The organism is Leptolyngbya sp. PL-A3, assembly GCF_039962325.1.
Lineage (GTDB): Bacteria > Cyanobacteriota > Cyanobacteriia > Elainellales > Elainellaceae > Vacuolonema.
Window position 1 is genome coordinate 15,866 of the sequence record NZ_JAMPLB010000039.1, and the last position, 13,389, is coordinate 29,254.

At 52.5% G+C, this 13,389-nt stretch carries 10 protein-coding genes; 7 read left to right on the plus strand and 3 right to left on the minus strand.

The genetic code is table 11. The annotated features are described in order from the left end of the window. Positions 1 to 29: 29 nt before the first annotated feature. The 6 genes from NDI52_RS23490 (at position 30) to NDI52_RS23515 (ending at position 7,710) form a co-directional block, all read left to right on the plus strand. A complete protein-coding gene (locus tag NDI52_RS23490) occupies positions 30 to 1,031 on the plus strand; it encodes a hypothetical protein (RefSeq protein WP_190770961.1) in 1,002 nt (333 codons plus the stop codon). Between the two features lie 61 nt (positions 1,032 to 1,092). Then, positions 1,093 to 1,485, plus strand: coding sequence for a hypothetical protein (locus NDI52_RS23495; RefSeq protein WP_190770960.1), 393 nt, complete (start codon positions 1,093 to 1,095; stop codon positions 1,483 to 1,485). Continuing rightward, entirely contained in the window at positions 1,457 to 1,948 is a 492-nt protein-coding gene (locus tag NDI52_RS23500; protein WP_206754891.1) for a hypothetical protein, read from the plus strand. Before NDI52_RS23495 ends, NDI52_RS23500 begins: the two co-directional genes overlap by 29 nt. Positions 1,949 to 2,105: 157 nt before the next feature. Then, complete coding sequence (locus NDI52_RS23505; RefSeq protein WP_190770958.1) at positions 2,106 to 3,197, plus strand: hypothetical protein; 1,092 nt, start codon at positions 2,106 to 2,108, stop codon at positions 3,195 to 3,197. 395 nt (positions 3,198 to 3,592) lie between these two features. Beyond that, on the plus strand, positions 3,593 to 5,590 hold the full coding sequence (locus NDI52_RS23510; protein ID WP_190770957.1) for a S8 family serine peptidase: 1,998 nt from the start codon (positions 3,593 to 3,595) through the stop codon (positions 5,588 to 5,590). Between the two features lie 110 nt (positions 5,591 to 5,700). After that, a complete protein-coding gene (locus tag NDI52_RS23515) occupies positions 5,701 to 7,710 on the plus strand; it encodes a S8 family serine peptidase (protein ID WP_190770956.1) in 2,010 nt (669 codons plus the stop codon). 148 nt (positions 7,711 to 7,858) lie between these two features. Here the strand turns inward: NDI52_RS23515 and NDI52_RS23520 are convergent, their stop codons facing one another. The 3 genes from NDI52_RS23520 to NDI52_RS23530 all read right to left on the minus strand — a co-directional run bounded on the left by NDI52_RS23520 (position 7,859) and on the right by NDI52_RS23530 (position 10,776). After that, positions 7,859 to 8,266, minus strand: coding sequence for a peptide chain release factor 1 (locus NDI52_RS23520; RefSeq protein WP_190770955.1), 408 nt, complete (start codon positions 8,264 to 8,266; stop codon positions 7,859 to 7,861). 24 nt (positions 8,267 to 8,290) lie between these two features. Beyond that, complete coding sequence (gene dxr, locus NDI52_RS23525; protein ID WP_190770954.1) at positions 8,291 to 9,472, minus strand: 1-deoxy-D-xylulose-5-phosphate reductoisomerase; 1,182 nt, start codon at positions 9,470 to 9,472, stop codon at positions 8,291 to 8,293. Between the two features lie 113 nt (positions 9,473 to 9,585). Next, positions 9,586 to 10,776, minus strand: a complete 1,191-nt coding sequence (locus tag NDI52_RS23530) for a DUF3095 domain-containing protein (RefSeq protein WP_190770953.1) — start codon at positions 10,774 to 10,776, stop codon at positions 9,586 to 9,588. Between the two features lie 675 nt (positions 10,777 to 11,451). Here NDI52_RS23530 and pabB point away from each other — a divergent pair. After that, positions 11,452 to 13,245 (plus strand): aminodeoxychorismate synthase component I, encoded by a 1,794-nt coding sequence (gene pabB / locus NDI52_RS23535; protein WP_190771479.1) that lies wholly within the window; start codon positions 11,452 to 11,454, stop codon positions 13,243 to 13,245. Positions 13,246 to 13,389: the final 144 nt, after the last annotated feature.

Here is a 13,389-nt window from a genome sequence, read left to right on the forward strand (position 1 = left end):
TTCCATTTTCTGTCTTTCAGGAGTTGGCTATGCAAGGAACTCAAGAAGAGATACAAGCTATTCAGGCCAGGTTGCAGGCGATTAGTGCTCGCGAGAAATCCTATCGTCCCGCTACGGCCGCTCAAATGGTCGAAATGTTTCCCGCCAGTCGTCCTACCTCTGTGCCAGGGGCATCGGCTCCTCAGGCAGCGACTACCACCGGACTGACCCAGGAACAGCCAACCCTGCAATGGCCGAGTTCGATTCCTACTCCTCCCTTCAAGCCTTCCACCCTTGGAGTTCCTGATCGCTCTACTTCTCCCGTAACCGAGCGAGCCGCCCTCACCCAAATCGATGAAACGTGGCAACAGCTCACAGCTAAAGCAGAACATATCAATCAACTCGCCTCAGCTCAGGAAAATGCTCTGTTGGAGTTGCGGGCGATCGCCCAACGCCTAGAACGTGACTGGCGCGCCACCGGACTGGAGCAATTCCCTTACGCAGACAATACCGGAGACTTTTCGCCTCTCTACCGACAAAGTTCTGCGACCTTGACTTGCGTTGAACGAGACGACGATGGCAACTTCCTCCTCGCCAGCCGCACCTTAGACCTACTCAAAGCAGAACGGGAAGCCCTGCAGATGGCTCAAGTCCTGCGTAAAAAACGGCGGCATCAGTCTACTGACTTTTTGACCCCTGTTGGAGGAATCATCTTAGGTTGGCTCAAGAGCTTGTTCTCCGGTTTCTCTCGGCACCCTTCCCGCAACGGACGCCGGGTGGCTAGCGCAACCGCCACTACCGCTCCTGAAGGATCAGGGACAATATCACTGCCCATTGCAGTCCTTTGGCTTATGGGTTCTACGGTAGCCCGTATGGCTATTGATATTGTGCTGGCATCTCATCCAGGGCTATACCTCCCCGCAGTGCTTCTGATTGCGGCTCCAGCGGCGATCGCCATGTATCGCACAACTGTAGCTCCTGAAACCAGTATCGAATGGGGTTATCGCCTACTGCTCATCATGGTTGGACTATTGCTGGGGGGCCGTTTCTAGAACCGATAAGGCAGCAATTTGCAGTTACCCAGCAGTTTTCAGCAGTTAGGAGGGCTCATCTATGAAGCGCCATACCATTGACACCCCCGGAATGCATCCTTTACTCATGGGCGGCTTGATATTTGCATTTGTGGGTTTGGTGTTTGATTTTCGGGGATTGCTGCCCGGTCGGGCAACACACACCTCCTACGAAGCTTGCCAGGGAGAGGTTAATGCCCAGGTTGCATTATCTCGAGAGCAACTCGCTCAATTGCTGGCAATTCCAGAACGCGATACAAAGGAACGGGTTACGGCGGCCATTGGAACCCCTTATTGCCAGCTTCAGACCCTACAAGTGCGGGCCGGAGTTACAGCGGAGCGGCAGGTTTATCCCCTGGCATTTGATCCAGACACCCGACTGGTAGTTCTTTTCGAAGGCAACGAGTATGCGGGGTATCGGTTCAATTTCCAGTAAGATAATCGCCTGCCTGGTCGGTCTAGCACTTCTTCTGGGAGGATGTACCAACTCCGGTACGGTGTCTGTACGCACTGTGCCAATTCAACAAAACTGGGAACTGCAACCGGGGAAGCAAATTGCCGGGTACCGTGTCGCCAGCGGGCTGGGAGATATTTCCATCGAGGTGAAGGGGGAGCCTGTCTACGCTCCCTTCGATGGGCTACTGCAACCCAATGACATAGAGGGGTGCTATGTGTACACAAGCCCAGATGTACCAGCCTATCTGTTTCGGCTATGCGGGCTAGAACGGCCCCGGGTAGGCGACGTTCAGCAGGGGCAGCCCATGGGAAGAGCACAATTTCTCTCGTTTGCGACCCTGCGACGACAACCAGACGGCAAGTGGACGATGGTAGAACCCGCTAGCGATGTTCTAAACCGGATTCTTAACCCTAACGGTATGACGATGGGAAACGCAGGGTAGCACTTCACAACATGTAGGCTTGCGATCGCCACAATGGGTTTTCAACAAGCCTAAATTTTACTATGCAAATTCATCGTGTTCCTTAGCCGGGGTTTCTTCTCTAGACCGAAGGGATACTTCAATGTTTTTAGTCATTGCCCTGTGGCACCGATAGCCGATGAAACGCCTATCCTTATATCTAGTCAGCTCTCTGGCCGTTGTCCTCTATCCTAATCTGGCTCGGGGCGATGATTTAACCACAGCTTTTCAACTGCCTCCCGTTCCTACACCGCAGCCATCACCTTCTGCAAGGGAGACGGCTGGCAGTCTTCCAATTCCACCGACCGCAGCGGAGGCTCCCATTCAGGGAATCGTGCCTCAGAAACCGTTGCCTCCGCCTCCCCCTCGGCCAGAAGCTGAGGCACCAACTATCACAGCAACCGAATCCACGGCTCCACCAATTTCCCATAATGAGGCATCTAGCCCGCCGGAACCACCACCGACCGATCCAAACGTTGTTAAACCTGTAGAACTATCCTTTGGCCTGGAGGAGGGAGGGCCAACGGTTGCAGTCGCCTCTATTGCGGCACCCGCCCCTGGGGCAGCGATCGTCCAGGGCAGCAATTCAGATCCGCTAGAGCCACTGTTTGAAGGAGGAGCCAACTCTCTAGTTGCACGAGTGGTCGGCAGTGCAGAAGGAACACGTACGGCGGAGGGCCAGCGTACCCCTGCCTTCTACGGCCACCGTGACCCCGGCAACGGAGTTTGGAATTTGGGTAGTTTCTCTTATCAGCATGGAGCCGCGTCCCCTGAAGAAGCCGATGAAAAGCAGTTGAAACGCCTCCGAAAACAAGCGGCGACCCTTCAGGAAAAGGCGGTTCGGGCCGGGATTGACATGTCTCTTGCTGAGCAGCTGAACGGTATTGATCTGGCGAACCAGTCTCCCCGAGCGGCTCTCCACCGAGGGGGATATATTGACCGGCTAGCGGAGTCCCGCCAATTTCAGATGCAAGGGGACGAAGCTATCCTCTGGTCAAGAACCCGTGCATTCTTAGATCCAGATACCCAGAAGTGGAACGCCCCTGGTTTAGGGAATACGGCCCATGGTGTTACCCGCGACCAGGAACGACGGATGCGGGCGATCGCCCGAGCTCTCAACACCTATCAACAACAAGTAACGGCTCAGGCTAACACGAGTAGTTCCCCATACAATCCATCATCTGAAGAACTGGCCACCTTACGCCTACTTAGTTTTGATATATCTCACTGAGACATTGCTATTCCTATACTCCTAGGACTTACACAATAAGAATGCGTAAGTTCTGATTCTCAACACAAACCGATTTCTTAGTGTTTGTAATGTTGATTTAGTCAGAAACCGTAATTTTTCAGCTTGGATTGGTATAAAGTCTTGCACCAGTCAGTTGAAATACGAAGCTTAATAACTGCTTTTTCAATAAATTTTGATTCATTCTTTCCGGATTTTCTAAAATCCAAAAAAGTCAGTTTTTTCCCTTAAGCGGAAGTACCGCCCTACCCAGTTGCAGCTAAGTCCGCCTTGAGGATTCCGCCGTTGAGCGGTTTATTTAGCTGTGATGAAGTGAAGGTGGATTGCCACCTTTGGAGTTCCTGGGCAATCCGGTTTTATTGAGGGAAAAGACCGGTATGAGATTTTGGCCGGATGATCTATTGTTTGATGATCAATGGTACTTGCATAACACGGAAGAGCGCAGAGCTGGGCGATCGCTACAGTCCTCCTGTGACCTTAATGTTTTAGCCAGTTGGCAGCAAGCAATCACGGGTACGGGCGTCATTATCGGCATTGTTGATGATGGAGTCGATTACCTTCACCCCGATCTCAGGGCTAACTATCGGGCAGATTTAGGCATCGATTTAGTTGATGGAGACAATAACCCCATGGCAGAGTCTGACCACGGTGACCTTCATGGCACCAGTGTTGCAGGCATCGCAGCAGGACGAGGCAACAATGGCATGGGGATTACAGGGGTCGCACCCACGGCATCCTTTACAGCTATCCGTTTAACTTCAGGCTGTGTGAGCGATCGCCAGGAAGCTCAGGTCATGAACCATCGGTTTCAATCCATTGCTATTTACAACAACAGTTGGGGCCCAATGGACGGGTACGGCCTCACGGCACCAGGTCCACTATTTCAGGCAGCTTTGGCTCGGGGAGTTCAGCAGGGGCGGAATGGCCTGGGCAGCCTCTACGTTTGGGCCGGGGGCAATGGTCGTCGAGAAGGCGACAATGTCAACTACGATGGCTACGCCAATTCTCGCTATGTGATTGCAGTCGCCGCCATTAATGCGCAGGGGCAGCAGACCGAGTACAGCGAGTCCGGAGCTTGCCTCCTCGTCTCAGCCTTTGGGGATGATGGATATGATCAGGGCATCACCTCAACGGATTTACGACGCTCAGAAGGCTATAACTTTAACGGCCTGGGCATATATGGTGCAAACTATAGCGATTTAAACTACACCAACGATTTTGGTGGCACTTCGGCAGCAGCTCCTATGGTGTCGGGGGTACTGGCACTCATGTTACAGGCCAACCCCAACCTATCCTGGCGGGATGCCCAACACATTCTGGTAGAGACAGCCCGACACAATGACCCTAGCAATACTGATTGGCAACGCAACGGTGCAGGGCGCTGGGTAAATCATAGCTATGGCTTTGGAGCCGTGAATGCAACAGCAGCAGTTAACCTCGCGCGTACCTGGCAACCTGTGGCTTCAGAGCGCTCTAGCGTGGTCTCCCCCGTGCAAGTCAGAGCCTCCATTCCCGAACAACGACAGGGAGCACGCTCAACCATACTCATGGAAGACAACTTGCAAATCGAGCGAGTTGAAGTTGTTTTTAACGCCACCCACACCCGAAGCTCAGATCTGCGTATTGTTCTTACGTCTCCCGATGGTACAGCTTCGGTGTTGGCTAAGACCAACCGTATGGCTCACTTCGGCAGTTACCGCAACTGGGTCTTTACTTCGACTCGCCTGTGGGATGAATGGTCTGCGGGAAACTGGACTCTAACCGTGAGCGATGGTCGCACCGGGCAAAGTGGTGTCTGGAATTCCTGGCAATTGCGGGTGTATGGCATTGGGCAGGGAGAAAGTACAGTCGTGGATAACCGACAGGCAACCTATCGTCAAGATACGCTCACCAGCCGAGGCGATCATCACGTACTAAAAGGGTTTGGGGGCGATGACCGGCTATTGGGGGGTGCAGGCTCTGATTACCTGATGGGAGGAAATGGTGCAGATTTACTGCGGGGCGATTACGGCAGCGATCGCTTAGTGGGCAGCTACGGCAACGATGTTTTGTTGGGTGGCAATGGAACGGATCATCTGCGAGGACAGCAGGGACAGGACTGGCTCCGAGGCGGCAAAGACCGGGACCAACTCTGGGGCGGCGCAGGAGTCGATACCTTTGTCCTGGATGCTGGCAACATGGGCACTGTCGATCGCATTTGGGACTTTCAGGCCGGTGTGGATTGTATCAAAGTGGGTTCAACGCTACAGGGTGGACCTTTGAGCTGGCAACAGAAGGGCAACAACACCCTTCTCAAAGTAGGCCAGCAAGCCCTGGCATGGTTAATGGATGTCAATGCCTCTCAGCTTTCAGGTACAGAGCTCGCATTAGCTTGAGGCAAGTAAAGCGATCGCCCCATTCTAATAAAGTCGTGTGCATTATCAATTCGTTATCAGGATTTGGGTAGTCTTCTGGAAGCCATCCCCGCCCTTCTGCTTCCACACCTATGGCATTCTTTCCCAACGATCCCCTATTTCCCGATCAGTGGTACCTGCGTAATCGAGGTCAGGCTCTCAGTACTGGGCAACCGGGAGGACGAGTGGGTGAGGACATTAACGTCTTACCGGCCTGGAATTTGGGGCTAACAGGGCAGGGCGTGTTAATGGCATTTGTGGATGACGGCGTAGAGATAGGGCACCCCGATTTAGCTCCTAACTACCGCGCTGCCTTTAGTTATGACTTTAATGACGAGGATAGTACCCCCCAAGCTAGACAGGCCAACGAAGATTGGCACGGTACCAGCGTGGCCGGTATCGCGGCCGGTCGAGGGGGCAATGGGGGCGGTATAACGGGTATTGCCCCTTACGCTTCCTTTGCTGCGCTGCGTTTAACAGCGGCGGATACCACCGACGAGCAGGAAGCTCGTGCCCTGAATTACCGTTTCCAGGCGATCGCCATCTACAACAATAGCTGGGGTCCCCCCGATAGGGCGCAGCTTCAGGCTCCAGGACCCCTACTAAGAGCAGCTCTCAGCAGGGGCGTCACCTACGGTCGGGGTGGGCTTGGCAGTATCTACGTATGGGCCGCGGGCAATGGGCGCGAACAGGAGGACAACGCCAACTTTGACGGTTATACCAACTCTCGATATGTCATTTCAGTCGCAGCCCTTGACCATAAGGGTCAGTTTTCTCCCTATAGCGAGCCAGGAGCCTGCATTTTAGTTTCGGCCTACGGGGACGACTATATTACAGGAATTGCCACAACCGACCTGCTGGGCAACTCCGGCTATAACCCCGATATCGGCTTCAGCACGGCTCCAAATTACAGCAATCACAATTACACCAATAATTTCAATGGCACCTCAGCGGCCACCCCTATGGTGTCAGGGGTGGTAGCCCTCATGTTGCAAGCAAACCCTAACCTGACCTGGCGGGATGTGCAGCACATTCTGGTACAAACAGCCCGGCAAAATGACCCGGCCAACGAAGATTGGCAGTTGAATGGAGCCGGTCATTTGATCAACCACAATTACGGCTTTGGGGTTGTAAATGCAGGAGCCGCAGTGCAACGGGCTCAAACCTGGCAGCGAGTTGCCCGTGAAGTTTCCTTCCGTTCTCCTGTTCTCCTGGAAAACCGCTCGATCTTCGATAATGGCACCGCCCTTAGCTCGACCTTTACCCTGGAGGACAATGTGCGGATCGAGCGGGTCGAACTGGTGTTTGATGCCGATCACGCTCAATCGAGTGATCTTCAAATCGAGCTATTTAGCCCAGATGGGACACCGTCAATTTTGGCGCCAGCGGGGTTTCGTCCTAACCAAGGAACTTATAATAACTGGGCGTTTACCTCCACCCGCCACTGGGATGAGCAGGCCGCAGGCACCTGGACGCTACAGGTCAGAGATCAAATGTCTCTGAATGAAGGGGTTTGGAATTCCTGGCAACTGCGGGTATATGGCACACGAACATTTCTAGCTACCGATCGCGCCGATACGCTCCGAGGAAGTGCCCGCATTGATGCGATCGCCGGCAAAGAGGGCAACGATATCTTGTACGGATTGGCAGGCCGCGATCGCCTGCTAGGCGGAACAGGGGCGGATACCCTGTCAGGGGGACTGGGGGGTGATCGGCTCTACGGTAGCTTTAGCACGGATATCCTCAGTGGAGGAGACGGTAACGATTCGCTTTATGGCGAACAAGGCAACGATAAATTGCGGGGAGGGAACGGGCACGACCTGCTCGTTGGAAGTACGGGCGCAGATACCCTGGTGGGTGGCGCTGGGGCTGACATCTTTAAGTTAGAGCGCTTCCTGAGCCCAGATCGAATTCTGGACTTTGCCGATGGCATTGATCGTCTGGGCATCTCCCCTACCCTGCAAACTGCCAATTTTAGCTTTACAGACCAGAGCAACGGCACGATGATCCGGCTCGGTGGCCAAAAGCTAGCGTTTTTAGTTGGGATCCAGAGCAGTCAAATCAGTGGGGCAGACTTCACTGCTTATTCCCCTTCAACGTGAGGGCTTACGCATGTGGGTGGTGTACGTCGCACACCACCCACATGCGTAAGCCCTAATGAAAATGTGTCTAATGTTCTACATCCTGCTGAGGGGAGGGCCTCAACTCACGCACCCTACCAACTGGGTGGGCTATGTCGAACTTTGAGTCTTACCGCCAGTAGCGGCGACCCGTCAGAAACACCCCGACAATCATGCCCATGAGAGTGGACTCGTCAAGGGTCACCAGGGAAAACCCAGGCAGGAGCTGACGAATAAACGTGACCAGAATCAGGCAGCCGATCAGAGCCCATAGCACACCGCTATTGATGATAATTTCGGGACGGAGGGTTTCTAAAAGCCAGACGGCGATCGCCCCAACTCCTACCCCAATCGCAACAATCATCAATAGACCCAGGGGAGGCGTGAACAACAGTTGCAAGACCTGCTCGAAATTAGAAACCTGAATCAAAATGCCGAGCAGCATCTCAATACCGAAGATGATGACCAGCGTCATGGCGGCGATCAGCAGCAACGGGACCCAGGGCAAAGAGCGCAAGCGTTGAAAGGGATTTCGCATCGATTCTGCAACCGAAGATTCAGATTATGCCACCACTCTAACGGACTGCTGGCTTACCGTCAGCACCTCCTGGCGAGCCCAACGATCGGCTGCGAGAATATCATCCAGGCTGGGCTGGGAGTGGTTGTCGGCCTGGTGGCGATCGCACACCGTCTCAATCAAGCGGGGAATATCAAGAAACGCAATCTTTTCCTGCAAGAACAGCTCAACGGCCTGCTCATTCGCAGCGTTCAACACGGCTGGCATGGAGCCACCGGCACGCCCTGCGGCATATGCCAGGCGCATACAGGGATATTTCTGATGGTCAGGCTCCCGGAACGTGAGTTGGCCACACTTCACCAGATCCAGCCGTTCCCATTGAGTAGGAATGCGATCGGGGTAAGACATCGCGTAGAGCAGGGGCAGGCGCATGTCGGGCAGACCCAACTGAGCTAACACTGAAGTATCTTCTAGCTCAATCAGAGAATGGATGATGCTTTGAGGATGGATGACAATTTCGATATGGTCGTAGTCCAACCCGAATAAAAAGTGAGCTTCAATCACCTCTAACCCTTTGTTCATCAGGGTGGCTGAGTCGATAGTGATTTTGCGGCCCATGCTCCAGTTGGGGTGCTTCAGGGCGTCAGCTACAGTAACACTGGCCAACTTCTCGACCGGCAGATCACGGAACGCTCCACCCGAGGCTGTGAGGAGAATGCGGCGCAACCCACCTTCAGGTACCCCCTGCAAACATTGGAAGATGGCGGAATGCTCAGAGTCAGCAGGCAGTAACTTTACACCATGCTTTTGAATCAGCGGTAGCACGACAGGGCCACCGGCAATCAGCGTCTCTTTGTTAGCCAGCGCGATGTGCTTGCCTGCTTCGATGGCTGCAATGGTGGGAAGCAGCCCTGCGCAACCAACAATGCCGGTAACGACGGCTTCTGAGTCGCCATAGCGGGCAACTTCGACAATCCCCTCTTCCCCAACTAAGAGCGTGGGGGAATGATCGAGGCCAGCGATCGCCTCGCGCACTGTCTCTAACTGCGTCTCATCGCAGATTGCCACAATCTCGGGGCGAAACTCCCGCACCTGTTGGGCTAATAACTCGGCATTGCGCCCGGCTGCCAACCCAACGACCCGAAACTGATCGGGATACTCGCGCACAATGTCCAGGGTTTGTGTTCCAATTGACCCCGTCGAACCCAACAGTGTAATGGCTTTCACAGTGGCTTTAGAATTCAGCAACCCTAATATAGAACGCCATGGGGATCAGAAACACCCCAAGTTTTTTCAAGTGATATGGAAAGGAGCCATGCAATCCCCTCCCTTGGGGGAAATTAGGCCACTCCAGCCATCACTCTCTTTTGAAGACGCCGCTTCATTGCTTTAGCTGCCAGGGTATAGCCACCATCGGCCCCATCAATGAAATGCACCTGCCGACCGTTACGCTCAAACACGACGCAGGTCATCAAAGCCCGATCGGAAATGTGCAAGCCGTAGACGAGATTGCCGGCCTGAAATTCCCGTTCCAGGTACTCGGTAAGAGCCTGGGTTTGAGCAGCGGTACTGACCAGAACCATGCGTAACATATCGTCAAATTTTTGAAAGTCTGTCGTCGCAATAACTCCTTCCTTGTAGATACCCCAACTTACCGCTCCAACGTTCAATTTGAGGGTCATGAATACCCAGCCCAGCACGTTCTGAGCCCAACTGTTGGCAAGGTAAAGCAAGCGATCGAGAAACGAGAGCGATCGCACCCGTAACTGTGTTTCAACTGCCAACTGCCGAATGTTAAATGTTAAACGCAGACGCTTCGGATGAATCGGGTTGTACTCAGTATCCGTTCCATAAATGCGCCGTAGAGCTTGGATGACACCACCATAGACTTGCTGATGGGAATGAGAACTGTGAGCCGTTGCACCAACCATCAAACTGATAGTTTGACCTGTAGCACTGAAAATGTCTTGCCAACGACATTCAAGCCCTGAAAAATTGGGATCCTTACGACTAATGGCTGAAACTTGATACGGATTGTCGGGAGAATCATCTTTGACCAAATCCGTCGCATAAGTGAGACCTTTGCCGGAAAAATTAGCCTGGGTGTAGTGTTTCGATACAGCAACCTTCGCCACTTTCACGTCGTAGTTTTTAGCCGTTACCACCGATACAGGCACAACACCCACCCGCAAGTCCAATTCAAACCGAGAGCGGGCCAAGCGGCGCAATCCAAGTAAGGCTTCGCGGGCGGCAGCTAACAAGGATGGGGGTACCACAAGGGTCATACCATCTCCCCCAAACACAAAGGGAATATCTAATCCCTTCACTTCATTCAACACAACAGCGATAGAACTGGCCCCCAAAAACGTCACCATTTTGTATTTGCCCTGGGCGATCGCTGGAGTGGAGTTTGTAATATCAGTAATCAGGATGTACCAATCATCCGGAATGGACGTAAAGTTATCGGGATTCACAATATCCCAAAAGCTTTTAAGCGTGGGTAACTCTGCATAAAAGAAATCTGTGACCATTGGATTTGCAGTCTCGTCGAAGGGAGATTGTTTCTTTCAGCAATCCGTAAAACACCCTGATTTCTATCGAAACCACGGACAGAAAGTTATTATCAGCACAAACTCTCTAAATCAGTACAGTTTTGTCAATAGAGATAGTAATCTCTCGTGCAGCGAGCCTTTGAAATTGCGACCTACAGACGACTGATAGCACCCCAAAACTGATAGATTAGTATCCTATCAGAGCAAATCGTATAGTAATCTTGCCTGACATCAATCTTGATTGATATTTTAGCGAACTCATCCCTTCATTTACTTCTGGCCGTAAAGATCTCTACAAAGACAGATTCTGACCCTGCATCAGGCACTAGATGGAGGAGTGTAACTAAAACACTCAAGCCAGTACCTATTTAAGCTATTGGGGGATGAAATTCCTGACAGATCACTGCCTTGTATATTTAGTACGTCCAGATTTCATAGATAGATGTTCCATCATTAAGCAATTTAAGGCGATGAATGTCTCTATAGAGAGGTATTAAAAAATTAGTTATTTAAGCGCTAGCCGAAGGCTTAGAAGGTGTTTGAGGAAGTTGTTGCTTCGTGCCCTTAACCCTAGGACAACAACGGGCAGGTTGCTATTCCTGACAGGATTGTAGAGAATTTTTAAGTTCAGCCATATCAGGAAACCAGAACTCTGTGAAATTCGGTGAGTCTCTTAACAGCGTCATCTTGCACGATGCTCAAACTCAGCAGTGGTTATGGTTCCACGAGCCTGTTCAACTCCATGTAGCGTCTGACATTGAGTCTGTCTCTACAGTTTTAGAAACCGTTGAACGAGAAGCGCACGCTCACCATCTCTATGCCGCTGGCTTTGTTGCTTACGAAGCGGCACCTGCCTTTGATTCTGCATTTGTCACAAAGCCTGCGGGTAACTTTCCCCTTGTATGGTTTGGCTTGTATCGGCAACCTGAAATTATTACCCTGCCAGCCATAACCGACGCTGTTATTCCCGAGTTCTCCTGGCAACGCTCCATCTCTGAGGCGGATTATCGCTCAGCACTCGACCACGTTAAGGAGTGCATTCGTCGAGGAGAAACCTATCAGGTCAACTATTCGTTTCGGTTACAGGCACCCGCAGCGTTTGGCTCCGCTACCTCAACAGACCTTACCCCTTGGGCCTTCTTCTTGCACATGATTCGTGCTCAGGGCAGTGGATACGGAGCCTTTGTACAGACGGAGGGCTGGGCGATTGCCTCTGCCTCCCCCGAACTCTTCTTCCAACGAACAGGGCGAGAGTTAATCTCCAAACCGATGAAGGGAACAGCGCCCCGAGGCCTTTGGTTTGAGGATGACCAGGCCCAGGCCGAGGGACTGCGCCACTCCGAGAAAAATCAGGCCGAAAACCTGATGATTGTCGATATGGTACGCAATGACATGGGGCAGATTGCCGACATCGGCAGTGTCACCGTACCCCACTTGTTTGAGGTGGAACAGTACCCAACACTCTGGCAAATGACCAGCACTGTCCGCTGCACCACGGATGCCAGCTTAACAGAGATTTTTCGGGCGCTTTTCCCTGCCGCCTCCATTACAGGTGCTCCCAAGGCCCGAACGATGCAAATTATTGCGGAGCTGGAGACGTCGCCACGCCACATTTACACGGGCACGATTGGGTACATTCGTCCGAATGGCGATGCTCAGTTCAATGTGGCCATTCGGACGGTGTTAAGCGATCGCCCCCAACCTCCCCAGCTCCCTCACGCTGAATACGGCGTCGGCGGTGGCATAGTCTGGGACTCTGAAAAAGCATCCGAGTTCCAAGAATGCTTCACCAAGGCCCGCATCCTTACCCACTGCCCACCCGATTTTGATTTACTGGAGTCCCTGCTTTGGACACCTCAAGACGGATATTTCTTGCTAGAGCAACATCTGCAACGGCTGCTCAAGTCTGCTCGTTATTTTGGTCGTCACGTCGATATTGCCCAGTTGCATCAAGACTGCGCAGCTTTCGTGAAGACCATGCTGCCCCAACCCCATAAAGTGCGCCTGCAGGTTCAACAATCCGGTGAAATTCTGTTACAGGCCCAACCATTAGAACCGTTTAATACCCCTTACAGCCTTCCCCTGGCCCGCTATCCTGTTAATCCAAATCATCCATTTCTCTATCACAAAACAACATATCGGCAGGTTTATCAGCAGGCGATCGCAGCAGCTCGCGCCCAGGATGTGCTGCTATGGAACGATCGCCACGAACTGACTGAATCCTGCATTGCCAACTTGGTTGTGGAATGGGATGGGCAACTCGTGACTCCGCCCCTTTCCTGCGGATTGCTTCCTGGCGTGTATCGATCCTATCTACTGGAGCAAGGAAAGATTGTTGAGCGTGTCGTTCGGGTCGAGGACTTGCCGAAGTGTTCGCGTGTATTTCTGATTAATTCCGTAAGGGGATTGTGGGAAGTTGATTTAGAGCCGTGGAAAAAGGCTCTGTAACACTACCGTTTTTCAAAGGCGCATCGGGCAATTGTTAAACGCTGCATAGCGTTGGTCATGTTTCAAACATGTGGATAGAGTGTGATGAAAGGGGCACTTCATGCCCCTTTCATCACACTCTATCCACATATCTAGAACATTACC

Coding starts and splice junctions, on each gene's coding strand:
- NDI52_RS23510 (WP_190770957.1), top strand. CDS start 3,593: ATGAGATTTTGGCCGGATGATCTATTGTTTGATGATCAATGGTACTTG.
- NDI52_RS23505 (WP_190770958.1), top strand. CDS start 2,106: ATGAAACGCCTATCCTTATATCTAGTCAGCTCTCTGGCCGTTGTCCTC.
- NDI52_RS23495 (WP_190770960.1), top strand. CDS start 1,093: ATGAAGCGCCATACCATTGACACCCCCGGAATGCATCCTTTACTCATG.
- NDI52_RS23515 (WP_190770956.1), top strand. CDS start 5,701: ATGGCATTCTTTCCCAACGATCCCCTATTTCCCGATCAGTGGTACCTG.
- NDI52_RS23530 (WP_190770953.1), bottom strand. CDS start 10,776: ATGGTCACAGATTTCTTTTATGCAGAGTTACCCACGCTTAAAAGCTTT.
- NDI52_RS23490 (WP_190770961.1), top strand. CDS start 30: ATGCAAGGAACTCAAGAAGAGATACAAGCTATTCAGGCCAGGTTGCAG.
- NDI52_RS23500 (WP_206754891.1), top strand. CDS start 1,457: ATGCGGGGTATCGGTTCAATTTCCAGTAAGATAATCGCCTGCCTGGTC.
- NDI52_RS23520 (WP_190770955.1), bottom strand. CDS start 8,266: ATGCGAAATCCCTTTCAACGCTTGCGCTCTTTGCCCTGGGTCCCGTTG.